Consider the following 14,943-nt stretch of genomic DNA (forward strand, 5'->3'; position numbering starts at 1 on the left):
GGGCGCCGCCCCGCCTACAATGGGTCGAGATGCGCCTTCGCCCCGGCTGGCTCGTGTTCGTGCTGACGGCCTTCGCCGCCGTCGCCGTCGGCGCGACGGGCGGCCTGCTCCTCGTCCGCTACCGCGCCGCCGCCCTCGAGTCCGCCGCCGAGCGCGAGTCGCTGCTCGTCCGGTCGCGGGCGCAGCTCATCGGGAACGAGCTCGACGCGCTCGTGGCCGAGATCTCTCGCCTCTCGAAGCTCGCGGAGATCGACCTCGCCGACGGGACGCTCGAGCCGGAGAAGCGCGTCCTCCGCATCGCGCGCCGGGACACCGTCCTGTTCGCCATGTCCATCGCGATCCTGGACGCCGACGGCGCGGTGCTCTGGGCGGAGCCCCAGGGTGCACGGCCCGCGGCCCCGGGGGCGCTGCTCGTCGGGCTCGCGCGCGGGCAGGGCCGGGCGTCGGTCCACTTCGAGGCCGGCGAGATGGACGTGGCCGCGCCCATCGCCGGCCGCGGCGCCATCGCCGGGATCGTGAGCGGCCAGGCGGCGCGCACGCTGTTCGGGGAGGCGCTCGCGGGCGCGGTCCGGGACCGCGGCGCGGTGACGCTCGTGCTGCCGGGCGGCGCGGACCGCGCGGACGTCGCGGTGGCGCACGAGGCCCGCGGCCAGCTCCCCGCCGGCGCCGCCCGCCGGCTCGACGGGCCTGGGCAGGTCTGGGTCGAGGACCCGCACGGCGCGCGATGGCTCCAGACGCAGGCGGAGGTGGGCGACACGCCCCTCGTCCTGCGCCTCGTGCTCTCGGCGGAGGACGTCGAGGGCGATCTGCGCGCACCGTTCCGGCGCCTCGTGGCGACCGTCGCCGTCGCGGTGCTGCTCGCGGTCGCCGTCGGCGCGGCGCTCGGGCTCGCCGTGCGCCGCCTCGAGCGCGCGGAGGTCGAGCTCGCGCGGTCGCGCCACCTCGCCGCCATGGGCAAGACCTCCGCCGCCATCGCGCACGAGGTGAAGAACGGGCTGAACGGGCTCTCGGTCGCGCTGGATCTCCTCGCGGCGGGCAGGGGCGATCCGGCGGTCCTCCGGCAGGTGCACGCGCAGGCCCGCGGCGAGATCGGCCGGCTGCGCGACGTCGCCGACGACCTCACCCTCTTCGCGGCGCCGCCGCGGCTCACCCCTGCGCCGCTCGATCTCGCCCAGCTCTGCCGGGAGGCGGCGGCCGCCGTGGCCGATCTCGCCGAGGACGCGGGGGTCGAGGTGCGGGTCGCGGCGCCCGGCCCGGTGCCGGCGCGCGGCGACGCCGCGAAGCTCCTCGGCGCGGTGACGAACCTCGCCCGCAACGGCGTCGAGGCGATGGGACCGGGCGCGTTCGGCGAGCGCCTCGGCGACCCGCGGGTGGAGCGCCGCCGGCGCCTCGAGCTCGACGCTCGGGCCGCGGACGGGGCCGCGGTCGTGGAGGTGCGCGACGACGGCCCCGGCCTCGCCCCCGAGGTGCGCGCGAAGCTCTTCCAGCCGTTCGTGACGACGAAGCGGACCGGCACCGGCCTCGGCCTCGCCATCGCCTCGCGCGTGGTGACGGCGCACGGCGGCCGCATCGAGGCGGTGGATCGACCAGAGGGCGGCACGACGTTCCGCGTGATCCTGCCCGCGGAGGGAGGAGCCTAGGGCATGGGCGCGCGGATCCTGGTGGTGGACGACGAGAAGACGTTCCGGGTGGTGGCGCAGGCGGCGCTCGCGGCGGAGGGGCACGACGTGCGCACCGCCGCGAGCGGCGGCGAGGCGCTCGGCGTCGCGCGCGCCTTCCAGCCCCAGGTGGTCGTGCTCGACCGGAACCTGCCGGACGCCGACGGCCTCGCGGTCCTCGAGCGCCTGCGCGAGGAGGGCGGCGAGGACGCGCCGCTCGTGGTGATGGCCACCGCGTACGGCGAGATCGAGAACGCGGTGCACGCGCTCAAGGCCGGCGCGTTCGACTACCTCACGAAGCCGATCCAGCTGCCGGCGCTGGTGGTCACGATCCAGAAGGCGCTCGAGACGCGGCGGCTCCGGCGCCGCGCCGAGGGGCTCTCCGGCGCCGCGCGGCGGCGCCTCGAGCGCGAGTTCTGCGTCGGCGCGTCGGCCGCGATGCGCGCCGTGGTGGAGCTCGCGGCGAAGGTCGCGACCTCGCCCGACACGACCGTGCTCGTCGAGGGCGAGAGCGGGACCGGGAAGCAGGTCGTCGCCCACCTCGTCCACTTCCGCACGCCGGGCCGGCGCGACGGCCCGTTCGTGGAGCTGAACTGCGCCGCCATCCCCGAGACGCTCCTCGAGTCCGAGCTGTTCGGGTTCGAGAAGGGCGCGTTCACCGACGCGAAGCGCGCCAAGCCCGGGCTCCTCGAGGAGGCCGAGGGCGGGACCCTCTTCCTCGACGAGATCGGCGACATGCCCCTCGCCACGCAGGCGAAGCTCCTCAAGGTGCTCGAGACCCAGGTGTTCCGGCGCCTCGGCGGCGTCCGGGATCTCCAGGCCGACGTCCGCTTCCTCGCGGCGACGCACCGGGAGCTCGCCGCGGAGGTCGCGGCGGGCCGCTTCCGCCACGACCTGTTCCACCGCCTCGACGTCTTCCGGATCACCATCCCGCCGCTCCGGGAGCGCCGCGAGGACATCCTCCCGCTCGCGCGCTTCTTCCTCGGCGAGCTCGCCGCGCGCGCCGGGAAGTCGATCCGCGGGCTCGCCCCGGAGACGGAGCGGCGCCTCCTCGCGTACGCGTTCCCCGGCAACGTCCGCGAGCTCCGGAACGTCATCGAGCGCGCCGTGGTCCTCGAGGCCGGTGACGTGCTCTCGCCGGAGTCCGTGCTGCTCCGCGGGGCGCCGGCGCCGGCGCCGGCGCCGGCGCCGGACGCCGCGCCTCCCGTGGCACCTCCGCCGCTCCCCGCCGCGGGAGCCGACCCGGGACGGCCACCCACGCTCGGCGAGGTCGAGAAGGCGTACCTCGAGGACCTGCTCGCCCGCGCCGGGGGCAACAAGAGCCAGGTGGCGCGCTGGATGGGGGTGTCCTACCCCACGGTGGCGAAGAAGATCGCCGACCACGGGATCGACGTGTCCCGCTGGAAGGACGACGCCCCGGAGAGCTAGCAAGATCCTTTCGAAAGCCGGCGTGGCCGGCCCCGCCCGCGGGCGGCACCCGGACGTGATCTCGGGCACTTCCGCGCTGGCGCGCGGCTTGCCACGACGCGGTGCGTGTTCGCCGTCGCGCTCGTCGCTCTCGCCGCCTCCGCGCCCGCCGGACGCCCCGTCTGGACGGAGGCGGACGCCGTGGCGGCGTTCGAGAAGAACAGCCCGGCGCTCGTCGACGCGCGGTTCGCGGAGGCGACCGCCCGGGCGGAGGCCGTCCAGGCGGGCGCCCGCCCGAACCCGAACCTCTCCACCGCGCTCGGGAACATCCCGCTCCAGGCGAACCTGACGGGATCCGGTAACGGGGCCGGGTTCGCCCACAACTACACGACCAATCTCGAGCTCGACCAGCCCATCGAGCTCGGCGGCAAGCGCGGGAAGCGGCTCGCCGCCGCGCGGAGCGCCGTCGAGGAGGCGCGGCTCGGTGTGGACGACGCGCGCCGGTCGGCGGTGTACGCGCTCCGGACCGCGTTCTGGAACGCCGTCCGCGCCCGGGAGCGGCGCGCGCTCGCGGAGGCGGTGAAGGCCCGCTACGGCGAGACGCTCCGGATCATGCGCGCCCGCTTCGCGAGCGAGGACATCTCCGCGGTGGATCTCGACCGCGTGGAGCTCGAGGGCTCGAAGCAGGAGAACGACCTCGCCGACGCCGTCGCGGCGGAGCGCGCCGCCGTGGCCGAGCTGCTCCGGCTCGCCGGGCCTGGGGCGCCGCCCGACGTGGACGTGCAGGGGACGCTCCGCACCGCGCCGGCTCCCCTCGACGAGGCCGCGCTCACGACGAGGGCGCTCGCCTCCCGGCCGGACCTGGCGCGCGCGCGGGCGGCGCTCTCCACCGCGCGGGCCGGGGCCGACCTCGCCCGCGCCGAGCGGATCCCCGACGTCACGGTGGGCGTCGCCTGGACCCACTCGGCCGCGGTCGCGGCGGGCGACAACCCCGACGCGCTCGCGGTCACGCTCTCGCTCCCGCTGCCGATCTTCGATCGCCGCCGGGGCGAGGTGCAGAAAGCCGACGTCGCCGTCAGCGCCGCGGAGCGAACGCTCGCCGCGACCGAGGCCGGCATCGGCCGCGACGTCGCGGGCGCGTGGGCCCGCTACGCGGCGGCCGCGGAGAAGGTGGCCCGCTACGAGGGCGGCGCCCTCACCCGCGCCGACCGCGCCCTCGAGGTGATGGAGAAGACCTACCGCGCGGGCGAGAAGAGCCTGCTCGAGTTCCTCGAGGCGGAGCGCACCGACATCGCGCTCCGCGCCGACTACCTGGACACGCTGTACGAGCTGCGCGAGGCGCGCCTGGAGCTGGAGCAGGCCGTGGGCGCGCAGCTCCCGGAGGCCGCATGATCCGCCCGCCGCTCCCCGTCCGCTCGCCGCTCGCGGCGGTGGCCGCCGCCGCCCTCGTCTCCTCCGCCGCGTGCTCGGATGGGCGCGCCTTCGAGGCCCCGCCTCGACGCCCCGCGCCGCCCGGCGAGGTGCGGCTCCCGGAGGTCCCGGACTTCGTGAAGCTCGCCCGCGTCGAGCCGTCGCCGGAGGCGGGCGCCACGGCGGTGACCGGCAAGGTGGCCTTCGACGAGGGCCGCGTCTCGCGCGTCGGCGCGCCGGTCTCCGGGCGCGTGACCGAGCTGCTCGTGCAGGCCGGCGACCGCGTGAAGAAGGGCCAGGGCCTCCTCGTCATCGCCTCGCCGGACGCGGAGAGCGCGGTCGCGGACTTCGTCGCGGCGTCGGCGGACGCCGAGGTCACGAGGAAGACGCTCGCCCGCGAGCAGCGGCTCTACGCCGATCAGGCCGTGCCGTACAAGGAGGTGCTCCAGGCGCAGAGCGACGAGACGAAGGCCGCGGCGGCGCTCGCGCGCGCGCAGGGGCGGCTCGAGGTGCTCGGGATCGATCCGCGCGCCGCCACGCCGCGCGCCTCGCGGTACGTGCTGCGCGCGCCCATCGACGGGGTCGTCGTGGAGCGCCCCGCGAACCCGGGCATGGAGGTCCGGGCCGACGGCGGGACCTCGCTCGTCACCGTCGCGGACCTGTCGCGCCTGTGGGTCCTCGCCGACGTGTACGAGCGCGATCTCGGACAGGTCGCCGAGGGGCAGGCCGCGTCGGTGAAGGTGGCCGGCTTCCCCGGCAAGGTCTTCGAGGGGCGCGTCGGGCACGTCGGCGATCTCGTCGACCCGGCGACGCGGACGGTGAAGGTCCGGATCGAGGTCGCGAACCCCGACCGGCTCCTCAAGCCCGAGATGTTCGCGCGCGTGTCGCTCCGCGGCGCCCCGGGCGAGGCGGTGCTCACGGTCCCGGCGCAGGCGGTCCTCTCCGACGGCGAGGCCAGCGCGGTCGTCGTCGCGCTCGGCGAGGGCCGGTTCCAGAAGCGGACGATCGAGAGCGGGCCGGAGCAGGACGGCCGGGTCCGCGTGCTCGCCGGGCTCGCGCCGGGCGACCAGGTCGTCGTGGACGGCGCGCTGTTCCTGCGGGCCGCGATCGACGGGACGTAGGGACGGAGGAGGACGCGTGCTGAACCGGCTGGTCGACTGGTCGCTCCGCGAGCGGTGGGCGGTCCTGGTGCTCACGGCGGCGTTCGTCGCCGCCGGGCTCTGGGCCTTCCACGAGCTGCCCATCGAGGCGTTCCCGGACGTCACCGACACGCAGGTGCAGGTCATCACGCTCTTCCCCGGGCACGCGCCCGAGGAGGTCGAGCGGCAGGTGACCTCGCCCATCGAGAAGGAGCTGAACGGGACGCCGCAGCTCTCCGCGATGCGCTCGATCTCGATCTACGGCCTGTCGGTCGTGACGCTCACGTTCGAGGACGGCACAGACAACTTCTTCGCGCGCAGTCAGGTCTCCGAGCGGCTCCGGCAGGTGGACGTGCCCGACGGCGTGACGCCGTCCCTCGGGCCGCTCTACACGCCCATCGGCGAGATCTACCGCTACGTGCTCGTGCCGGATCCGCAGGCGGAGCAGAGCCCGATGGCGCTCCGCGAGCTGCAGGACTGGGTGCTCGAGCGCCAGCTCCGGCATGTGGCCGGCGTCGCGGACGTGGTCTCGTTCGGCGGCTACCAGAAGCAGTTCCAGGTCGAGGTCGACCCGGCGCGGCTCAAGGGGCAGGGCGTCTCGCTCCGGCAGGTGTTCGAGGCGCTCCAGCGCTCGAACGCCAACGCGGGCGGCAACTACCTCCGCCACGGGGCCGAGGAGATGGTGATCCGCGGCATCGGCTACCTCGGGTCCGCGGACGACCTCAGGAACGTCGTCGTGGCGGCCCGGAGCGGGACGCCGCTCACCGTGGGCGACGTCGCGCGCGTGTCCGTCGGCGCGGTGCCGCGGCGCGGGCAGGTCTCGAAGGACCGGACGGACGAGGTGGTGGAGGGGATCGTCCTCCTCCGCAAGGGCGAGAACCCGGGCAAGGTCCTCGAGGGCATCCACGCCAAGGTCGAGGCGCTGAACGGCGGCGTGCTGCCGAAGGGCGTCCGGATCGTGCCGTACTACGACCGGACCACCCTCGTCGACCACACGCTCCACACCGTGCTGCACAACCTCGCCGAGGGGGCGGTGCTCGTCACGGCGGTCGTCCTCCTCTTCCTGCTCTCGTGGCGCGGCGCGGTCGTGGTCGCGGCGGTGATCCCGATCTCGCTGCTCGGGAGCTTCCTGTATCTGAAGGTCCGCGGGATGTCGGCGAACCTGCTCAGCCTCGGCGCGGTGGACTTCGGCATCATCGTCGACGGCGCGGTCGTGATCGTGGAGAACGTGTTCCGGCGCCGGCACGCCGAGCCGGCCGCCCCGGCCGCGGGCGTCGTCCGCCGCGCGGTGCACGAGGTCGCCCGGCCCACGCTCTTCTCCCTCGGCATCATCATCGTGGCGTACGTGCCCATCTTCACGCTCCAGCGCGTGGAGGGCCGGATCTTCGCCCCGATGGCGAACACCGTCGCGAGCGCCCTCGTCGGCGCGCTGATCGCGTCGCTCACCCTCGTCCCGGTGCTCTCGGCGCTGCTCCTCGGGAAGGAGAAGGAGCGGCAGTCGCCGGTGGTGCGCGTCGCGGAGCGCGCCTACGGCCCCGCGCTCCGCTTCGCGCTCGCGCACCGGGGGAAGGTCCTGCTGGCCGCCGCGGTGGCCCTGGCGGGCGCGCTGGTGCTCGCGGGCGCCCTCGGCTCGGAGTTCCTGCCGGAGCTCGACGAGGGCTCGCTCTGGGTCACGGCGACGCTGCCGCCGTCCGTCTCCCTCGAGGAGGCGGAGCGCATGGCCCCGCGGATCCGGGCCGCCCTGCTCGAGTTTCCCGAGGTCCGCACGGTCGTCGCCCAGCTCGGGCGGCCCGAGGACGGCACCGACCCGGCGCCCGTGAACAGCCTCCAGATGTTCGTGGACCTCGCGCCGGAGGACAGGTGGACCACCGCGCGGTCCAAGGAGGACCTGGTCGCGCAGATGGACGCGCGGCTCCGGAAGCTCCCCGGCATCGACTACAACTTCTCGCAACCGATCAAGGACAACGTCGAGGAGGGCATCAGCGGCATCAAGGGCCAGGTGGCCGTGAAGCTCTTCGGCGAGGACCTCGGCAAGCTCGACGCGCTCGCCTCGAAGGTCGAGCGCGCCCTCGCCGGCGTGCCCGGCGTCGCCGACCTCGCGGTGATCCAGGCCGGCCAGCTCCCGCAGGTGCAGATCGCCATCGACCGCCAGAAGATCGCGCGGTACGGCATCGCGGTGGCCGACGTGGACGAGGCCATCGAGACCGCCCTCGGCGGCAAGGTCGCGACCCAGCTCTGGGAGGGCGAGCGGAAGTTCGACGTCGACGTCCGGTTCCCGAGCGCGTTCCGCGGCCAGCTCTCGGCGATCCGCGACGTGCTCGTCCCGGCGCCGGACGGTCCGTCGATCCCGCTCTCCGAGCTCGCGGCGGTGCGGGTCGGCGAGGGTCGCGCCGCGATCAACCGCGAGTCGAACCAGCGCTTCATCGGCATCAAGATGAACGTCCGCGGGCGCGATCTCGGCGGGTTCGTCCGGGACGCGCAGGCCGCGGTCGGCGGCGCGGTCGAGCTGCCCGCGGGCTACCAGATCACCTGGGGCGGCGAGTTCGAGAACCAGCAGCGCGCGATGCACCGCCTCGCGATCGTGATCCCGCTCTCGATCCTGCTCATCCTGGTGCTCCTGCTGAAGGCGTTCGGCCGCCTCCGTTCGGCCCTCCTCATCCTCGCGAACATCCCGTTCGCGCTCATCGGCGGGGTCGTGGCGCTGTACGTCTCCCACACGAACCTGTCGGTCTCCGCGGCGGTGGGCTTCATCGCCCTCATCGGCCAGGCGGTCCTGAACGGCGTGCTGCTCCTGTCCGACATCGAGGCGCGCCGGCGCGCGGGCGCGGGCGTCGTCGAAGCCGTCGAGGCCGGCGCGCAGGCGCGGCTCCGGGCGGTGCTGATGACCGCGCTGCTCGCCGCGCTCGGCCTGCTCCCGGCCGCGCTCTCGCACGCGATCGGCGCGGAGACGCAGCGGCCGCTCGCGATCGTCGTGATCGGCGGCCTCGTCTCGGCGACGCTGCTCACGCTCTTCGTGCTGCCCGTCCTCTACGCGCTCGTCGAGGGGCGCAGGTCGGGTGGCCTCACCGCGGGCGACGGGAGGCTCTCGGTGGTCGCTCTCCAGGGAGCGCCGGTGGATCGGGACTGATCCACCGGCGTGGGGTCCGGCGCGCGGGCGCTCGTCACGGTCGGGCGTTCGCGCGCCGGGCTCGCAGCATCTCGAGGGCGAGCTCCTGCGCGCGCCGGTCGGACGGGTCGGCCTTGAATGCGCGCCGGTAGGCGTCCTCCGCCTCCGCGAGGCGCCCCTCGGCGCGGTGGATCTGCGCGGCGAAGAAGTGCGCCGGGCCGCAGCCGGGGTCGGTCCGCGCCGCCTCGGCCAGCTCCTGGAGCGCGAGCCGCGCGTGGCGCGCGGGATCGACGAGGAACCGCGCCCAGGCGAGGTGCGCCCGGTGCAGCGTCCGCGGCTCGATGTCGGCGGCGTACTGGAAGTACTCGAGGGCGCCGCGGGCGTTGCCGGCCTCGAGGCGCCGCAGCCCCTCGGCGAACTGAGCCGCCGCGTCGAGGAGGCTCGTCGAGATGCGGAACTGCTCCGCGGCGGACGGGCGCGCCGCCCCCCGCACCTTCTCCGCCGCGGCCGCCCGCCGCTTCCGCCACAGCGCCGCCTGGTCCGCGTCCGCGAGCGCGCCGAACGCCCTGGCCCGGGCCGCGAGAAGCGCCTCCGCCTTCTCGCGCAGGTCGGGGCTCCGGAACCGGAGCGGCGAGAAGCGGTCCGCGAGGTCGAGGAAGACCCGGCGCGCGTCGGCGGCGGAGACATCGTCGGCCACGCCGAGGAGGTCGAAGGGGTCCTTCGCGCGGTGGTCGAGGTAGGCGGAGACGAGCGCGTCGCGCAGCGCGTCGGACTCCTCCGGGAGGGCGTCGGGCGCCGCAGACGGTCTGGACGAGGTGGCGCCATCGGGGTGGGGGGCCACGGGCCCGGGCCCGGGGGCCATGGGGCGGGGGCCACGGGCAGGGGAGAGGGGTTCGCGTTCGGGCTCGGGCACGGGGGTCGCGCTCGCCCCCGGCCCCGCCTCCTCCGGCACCGCCTCGGCGAACGCCACCACGCCCAGGACCGCGAGGGCGTAGATCCGCCGCATCGCCTCCTCGACCTCCATCCCGCTCGCCGAGACCGCCTCGTCGAACGTCGGGCGACGCCTGAGCACCTGCACGAGCTTCGCCTCGCGCGTCGAGAGCTTCAGCTCCGAGAGCGCGTGCGGCGGGCGGGGCACGAGCGCGAAGCGCTGGCCGTCGGTGAAGGCGAGCTGCATCGCCACGACGTCGAACGGCACGAAGCCGGCGCAGCCGGTGAGGACGAGCTGGGCCGGGTTCATCCGGAGCGCCAGCTCCGCGGGCTCGCTGTCGCCGTGGAGGCGCCAGGTCGCGTCCGCCCAGCGGAACGCGTCCAGGATCCGGAGGGCGAGGTTCGCCTGCATGAGCTTGTAGAGCTCGAACGCCGACACCTTCGCCTGCGTCACGAGGAGCTCGCCGATGCGCTTCCCGGTGCGGACGCTGTCCTGCAGCGCCTGCTGGTGCTCGTCCTCGGTGAGCTTCCCCTTCGAGACGAGGAACTTGCCGAGCGTCTCGTGGAGGAGGTTCGAGCGGCAGGCGACGGGCGAGCCGTCCTCGAACTGGATCCGCTTCTCCAGGCCGCGGAGCCGGAGGTCGAGCGTGACGGTCCGTCCCGCGGCGAAGATCGCCTGGAGCAGGAGCGGCAGCGGCGTGTCGGCGATGGCGCCCTCGCGCTTCGCGAGGACCTCGGCGGGCGGCGGGAACATGCCGCGCGAGTGTAGCGCCGCCGGCGCGGGGCGCGCGCGGGGCACCCCGCACCCGCGGGTCCGGGAGCGCCTACCGGTAGGGCCGGACCGGAGCGATCTGCGCCGCCAGCTTCTCCGGCGCGATGGCGGGCAGCCGGCACGCGCCGCGCTCGCACACGTACGCGGTCGGACGGCCGCCGGCGGTGGTCTTCCCGGCCGCGATCGACGCCACCGCGCCGAGCCGCGCGGCGGCGTCGCCCTCGGCCGCGCCCGCGAGCGCGCGGCTCGGGAGGAACGTCCGGCGGAGCACGTCGAGGAACGGCTCCGGCGCCGGCGCGCCGTCCGGCCAGAGCAGCACGACCTCGCGCACCGAGTCGGTGGCGAAGTCGAGGGCGAGGAGCAGCTCGGTCAGCGCCGCGGGCTGCGCCTCGAGGGCGGCGTGGTAGTGCCGGAGCGCGGCATCCGCCGCGCGGCGCCAGCGCGGCTCCGTGGTGAACGCGTCGAGGCGGAGCGCGTTCAGCACCGCGACCGACGCCCCGGACGGCTCGGCGCCGTCGTGGGTCGGCTTCTCGCGGGCGAGGAGCCGCTCGTGGTCCGCCGCCGTGGTGAACCAGCCGCCGCCCTCGGGATCCCCGAACAGCCGCTCGAGCCGGTCCGACAGGTCGACCGCCGCCGCGAGCCAGCGCGGCTCGAACGTCGCCTCGAACAGCTCCAGCAGGCCCTGCGCCACGAACGCGTGGTCCTCGAGGAACGCCGGGACGGCGGCCTCGCCGGCGACCCAGGTCCGCTGGAGGCGGCCGTCCTTCACCATGCGACCGAGCACGAAGTCCGCCGCCCGCGCGGCCGCCTCGACGTACCGCCGCTCCCCGAGGACGCGGCCGCCGAAGGCCAGCGCCGAGATCGCGAGCCCGTTCCATCCTGCGAGCACCTTCTCGTCCCGGAGCGGGGGGACCCGCCGCGCCCGGAGCGCGTACAGCTTCTCCCGCGCGGGCGCGAGCGCCTCCCACTCGCCCTCGTCCGGCCTGGGCACCCAGAGGATGTTCCGCCCCTCGAAGTTCCCCTCGGGCGTCACGCCGTGGAACGCGGCGAAGCGGTCCGCGTCGGGCCCGAGCGCGTCGCGCAGCTCGCGCTCCTCCCAGACGAAGAACCGGCCCTCCTCGCCCTCGGAGTCCGCGTCGGTCGCGGACCAGAGCCCGCCCTCGGGCGACGTCATCTCGCGCACGAGGTAGTCGAGCGTCCCGCGGACGACGCGGGCGAGGTCGCGCCGGCCGGTGACCTGCCACGCCTCGGCATAGGCCACCGCGAGGAGCGCGTTGTCGTACAGCATCTTCTCGAAGTGCGGGACGAGCCACGCGGCGTCCGTCGAGTAGCGGTGGAACCCGCCGCCCACCTGATCGTGGATCCCGCCCGCCGCCATCTTCTCGAGCGTGAGGAGCGCCATGTGCAGCGGCTCGGGGTCGCCCGTGCGGCGGTGGTAACGGAGCAGCAGGCGCACCGGGAGGTTCGACGGGAACTTCGGCGCGCGGCGGACGCCGCCGTGGGTCTCGTCGAACGTCCGGCGGAAGAGCGCCACCGCCTCCTCGATCGGCCCGGGGCCGGGCGGCTCGTCGGCGGCCGCCCCGTGCGACGCGAGCGCCGTCCGGACCGCGCTCACGAGCGACCCGGTGGCCGCCGAGATGCGCGGGCGATCCCTCGCATACACGTCCGCGACCTCCTCGAGAATGCCGAGGAAGCCGCGCGTCGCCCCGCGCACGCCGTCCCGCGGCGGGAAGTAGGTCCCGCCGAAGAAGGGCTCGCGGTCCGGGGTGAGCCACACGCTCATCGGCCAGCCGCCGCCGCCCGTGAGGAGCTGGACGGCGGTCATGTAGATCGCGTCCACGTCCGGCCGCTCCTCGCGGTCGACCTTGATCGCGACGTAGCGCTCGTTCAGGACGCGGGCGATCTCCTCGTCCTCGAACGACTCGCGCTCCATGACGTGGCACCAGTGGCAGGTCGAGTAGCCGACGGACAGGAACACGGGCTTGCCTCTGCGCCGCGCCTCCTCGAACGCCTCGTCGCCCCACGGGTACCAGCTCACGGGGTTGTGCGCGTGCTGGAGCAGATACGGGCTCCGCTCGAGCGCGAGCCGGTTCGTGTACCGCGGCCGCCCGTCCACGAGGTGGTGCGTCCGCGGCGCCTGCGCGCGGCTCCGCGCGGCGACGGCCTCGGCGAGGCGTCGCGCGAGCACCTCCGGGAACGGGCCCGCTCCGGGAAGGGCTTCGACCATGAAGGGGAATTAACGGTGACGCAGGCCCCGGGCCTCAAAACAGCTCTTCCAGCGCCTTGGCGATTCGCTCCTCGATCTCCTGCCGCATCTTGCGCGCGGCCTGGACCGTCTCCTCGATGGCGGCCTGGAGGTCCCCGGCCGGTCCGCCGGGGATGACGCGCAGGGCTTCTCGGGGGAGCGGGCGTCCGGTGGGCGGGTCGTCGTCGGTCCGGCCACCCTTGAGGAGCTTCAGCGGGAGTTCGGGCGGGTCGCCCATGACGGCAAGGTAGGCATGGGGGGTGGGGCGACGCACCGGGCGTCGGCAGACTCACCCCTTGATGACCGCCATCGGCTCCAGGCGGGCGACGAGCCGCGAGATCCCCGCGCCGTCCATCACGGCGACGACCTGCGCCACGTCCTTGTACGCGTCGCTCATCTCCTCGCCGAGGGTTTTCTTCCCGCGGGCCAGGATCTCGATCCCGCGGTCGGCCAGCTCGCGCGCGATGGATCGGCCGCGCGCGCGCCGCAGGGCCTCGCCCCGCGAGAGGAGCCGTCCGGCGCCGTGGCAGCTGCTCCCGAACGTGTCGCGCATGGCGCGCGCCGTCCCGGCGAGGACGTAGGAGTAGCGGCCCATGTCGCCCGGGATGAGCACCGGCTGCCCGACGTCCCGGTACGGCGCGGGCACGCGCGCGTCCCCGGGGCCGAACGCGCGGGTCGCCCCCTTGCGGTGGACGAGGACGCGCCGGCGGACGCCGTCCACCTCGTGCTCCTCGTGCTTCGCCACGTTGTGGCAGACGTCGTAGAGGAGGCGCGCGCCGAGGTCGCGCTCGGAGATCCCGAGCGCGTGCAGGAAGGCGCGGACCGTGAGCCCCGTCATGACCTGCCGGTTGGCCCAGGCGAAGTTGGCCGCCGCCTGCATCGCGGCGAGGTACCGGCGACCCTCGGGGCTGTCGACGGGCGCGCACGCGAGCTGCCGGTCGGGCAGCGCGGCGTAGTCCTCGCCGAAGCTGGCGAGCCGCGGCGCGAGCGCCGCGAGGGCCTCGTCGCAGACCTGGTACCCGAGGCCGCGCGAGCCGGAGTGGATCTGGATCGCGACGCGCCCGGGGAAGAGCCCGAACGCCTCGGCGGCGGCCTCGTCGTAGATCTCCGCCACGCGGTCCACCTCGAGGAAGTGGTTCCCGCTCCCGAGCGTCCCGACCTGATCCGACCCGCGCTGCCGGGCGCGATCGCTCACCGCGTCCGGATCGGCGCCCGCGAGCCTGCCGCCCTCCTCGCAGCGCTCCGCGTCGTCGGCCGCGGCGGCGAAGCCGCGCCGCACCGCCCAGCGCGCGCCGTCGCGGAGCACCTCGTCCAGCTCCGCGTCGTCGAGGCGCGGGATCGCGCGGCTCGCGCCGACGCCGGTGGGGATGTCGCGGTAGAGCTGCGCCGCGAGCGGGTGGAGCTTCGGCCGGAGGTCGCCCGCGTCGAGCGCGGTGGTGACCACGCGCACGCCGCAGTTGATGTCGTACCCGACGCCGCCGGGCGAGACGGCCCCGTGCTCGGCGTCGACCGCCGCGACGCCGCCGATCGGGAACCCGTACCCCCAGTGGATGTCGGGCATCGCCAGCGAGAAGCGGAGGATCCCGGGCAGGTGGGCGACGTTCTTCACCTGCTCGAGCGCAGGATCGTCCGGCGCCGGCGGCCCCACGGAGTAGACGCGGCCCGGCACCTTCATCCGCCCCTCGCGCGGGATCTCCCAGAGGTCGCCTTCGATGCGGCGGAGCTGCATGTCGTCCTCGTATCGCGCCGACGGAGGAGCGCCGCGGGGGACCGGTCACGCTTCGCTCGACGGGGCCCGTTCAGATGTCGAAGACCACCTGGCCGATCCAGCCGTCGCCCTCGCGCTCGAGCCGCGCGGCGTGCCACGTCACCGCCTTGAGATCCACGCCCTCGCCGTGCACGTCGGGATCGTAGCGACCGGTCGCGACGAGCGCCTCGACGGCGTCCTCGCCCAGCCGGACGATCTCGATCTCCGCGGGGATCCGCCGCGCCGTCGCGAAGCGGAACAGGAGCTCCCGCAGGAGCGCGACCGCCGTGCCGGCGAGCCCAGGCCCGCCCGCGACCGCGACCCGCTCCTCCGCGTCGGCGTGGACGGCCCCGCCTCCGGCGAGGAGCGCGCCCAGCGCGAGCGCGAGCCGCGCGAGCACCTCCTCGGCCGACGCGCCCCGGACCCGGACGCCGACGTCGGCGGTGTGGTCGAGGTCCTCGAACGGCTGCGGCAGCGCGAGGCGCACGATGGAAGCCTACGCCCGGCAGCGCGGCGGGGGCGGACCCGC

The 14,943-nt window shown here is 75.3% G+C and carries 10 protein-coding genes; 5 read left to right on the forward strand and 5 right to left on the reverse strand.

What is annotated here, in order from left to right; all coding sequences use genetic code 11:
* The first annotated feature begins 29 nt into the window (after positions 1 to 29).
* The 5 genes from AMOR_RS18470 (at position 30) to AMOR_RS18490 (ending at position 8,741) form a co-directional block, all read left to right on the forward strand.
* Entirely contained in the window at positions 30 to 1,640 is a 1,611-nt protein-coding gene (locus AMOR_RS18470) for a sensor histidine kinase (RefSeq protein ID WP_248353130.1), read from the forward strand.
* Between the two features lie 3 nt (positions 1,641 to 1,643).
* Positions 1,644 to 3,086: a sigma-54-dependent transcriptional regulator gene (locus AMOR_RS18475; protein ID WP_248353131.1), complete on the forward strand. Its 1,443-nt coding sequence runs from the start codon at positions 1,644 to 1,646 to the stop codon at positions 3,084 to 3,086.
* Between the two features lie 105 nt (positions 3,087 to 3,191).
* Positions 3,192 to 4,457, forward strand: a complete 1,266-nt coding sequence (locus AMOR_RS18480) for a TolC family protein (RefSeq protein WP_248353133.1) — start codon at positions 3,192 to 3,194, stop codon at positions 4,455 to 4,457.
* Positions 4,454 to 5,596 carry an efflux RND transporter periplasmic adaptor subunit gene (locus AMOR_RS18485; RefSeq protein ID WP_248353135.1) on the forward strand — a complete coding sequence of 381 codons (1,143 nt, stop codon included), beginning with the start codon at positions 4,454 to 4,456 and terminating at the stop codon, positions 5,594 to 5,596. Before AMOR_RS18480 ends, AMOR_RS18485 begins: the two co-directional genes overlap by 4 nt.
* A 16-nt stretch (positions 5,597 to 5,612) precedes the next feature.
* Positions 5,613 to 8,741 (forward strand): efflux RND transporter permease subunit, encoded by a 3,129-nt coding sequence (locus AMOR_RS18490; RefSeq protein ID WP_248353137.1) that lies wholly within the window; start codon positions 5,613 to 5,615, stop codon positions 8,739 to 8,741.
* Between the two features lie 34 nt (positions 8,742 to 8,775).
* Here the strand turns inward: AMOR_RS18490 and AMOR_RS18495 are convergent, their stop codons facing one another.
* The 5 genes from AMOR_RS18495 to AMOR_RS18515 form a co-directional block, all read right to left on the reverse strand.
* On the reverse strand, positions 8,776 to 10,404 hold the full coding sequence (locus AMOR_RS18495; RefSeq protein ID WP_248353139.1) for a DUF4388 domain-containing protein: 1,629 nt from the start codon (positions 10,402 to 10,404) through the stop codon (positions 8,776 to 8,778).
* Between the two features lie 70 nt (positions 10,405 to 10,474).
* Positions 10,475 to 12,649 (reverse strand): thioredoxin domain-containing protein, encoded by a 2,175-nt coding sequence (locus AMOR_RS18500; protein WP_248353141.1) that lies wholly within the window; start codon positions 12,647 to 12,649, stop codon positions 10,475 to 10,477.
* A 34-nt stretch (positions 12,650 to 12,683) separates the two neighbouring features.
* Positions 12,684 to 12,905 carry a hypothetical protein gene (locus AMOR_RS18505; RefSeq protein WP_248353143.1) on the reverse strand — a complete coding sequence of 74 codons (222 nt, stop codon included), beginning with the start codon at positions 12,903 to 12,905 and terminating at the stop codon, positions 12,684 to 12,686.
* A 51-nt stretch (positions 12,906 to 12,956) separates the two neighbouring features.
* Positions 12,957 to 14,396, reverse strand: a complete 1,440-nt coding sequence (locus AMOR_RS18510) for an RtcB family protein (protein ID WP_248353145.1) — start codon at positions 14,394 to 14,396, stop codon at positions 12,957 to 12,959.
* 70 nt (positions 14,397 to 14,466) lie between these two features.
* A complete protein-coding gene (locus tag AMOR_RS18515; RefSeq protein WP_248353147.1) occupies positions 14,467 to 14,901 on the reverse strand; it encodes an archease in 435 nt (144 codons plus the stop codon).
* Between the last annotated feature and the right edge of the window lie 42 nt (positions 14,902 to 14,943).

It is taken from the genome of Anaeromyxobacter oryzae (assembly GCF_023169945.1).
Classification (GTDB): domain Bacteria; phylum Myxococcota; class Myxococcia; order Myxococcales; family Anaeromyxobacteraceae; genus Anaeromyxobacter; species Anaeromyxobacter oryzae.

What these genes read in the sequence shown, in the direction of transcription:
- AMOR_RS18485 (WP_248353135.1), top strand. Translation starts at nt 4,454, where the DNA reads ATGATCCGCCCGCCGCTCCCCGTCCGCTCGCCGCTCGCGGCGGTGGCC.
- AMOR_RS18505 (WP_248353143.1), bottom strand. Translation starts at nt 12,905, where the DNA reads ATGGGCGACCCGCCCGAACTCCCGCTGAAGCTCCTCAAGGGTGGCCGG.
- AMOR_RS18495 (WP_248353139.1), bottom strand. Translation starts at nt 10,404, where the DNA reads ATGTTCCCGCCGCCCGCCGAGGTCCTCGCGAAGCGCGAGGGCGCCATC.
- AMOR_RS18470 (WP_248353130.1), top strand. Translation starts at nt 30, where the DNA reads ATGCGCCTTCGCCCCGGCTGGCTCGTGTTCGTGCTGACGGCCTTCGCC.
- AMOR_RS18500 (WP_248353141.1), bottom strand. Translation starts at nt 12,649, where the DNA reads ATGGTCGAAGCCCTTCCCGGAGCGGGCCCGTTCCCGGAGGTGCTCGCG.
- AMOR_RS18510 (WP_248353145.1), bottom strand. Translation starts at nt 14,396, where the DNA reads ATGCAGCTCCGCCGCATCGAAGGCGACCTCTGGGAGATCCCGCGCGAG.
- AMOR_RS18475 (WP_248353131.1), top strand. Translation starts at nt 1,644, where the DNA reads ATGGGCGCGCGGATCCTGGTGGTGGACGACGAGAAGACGTTCCGGGTG.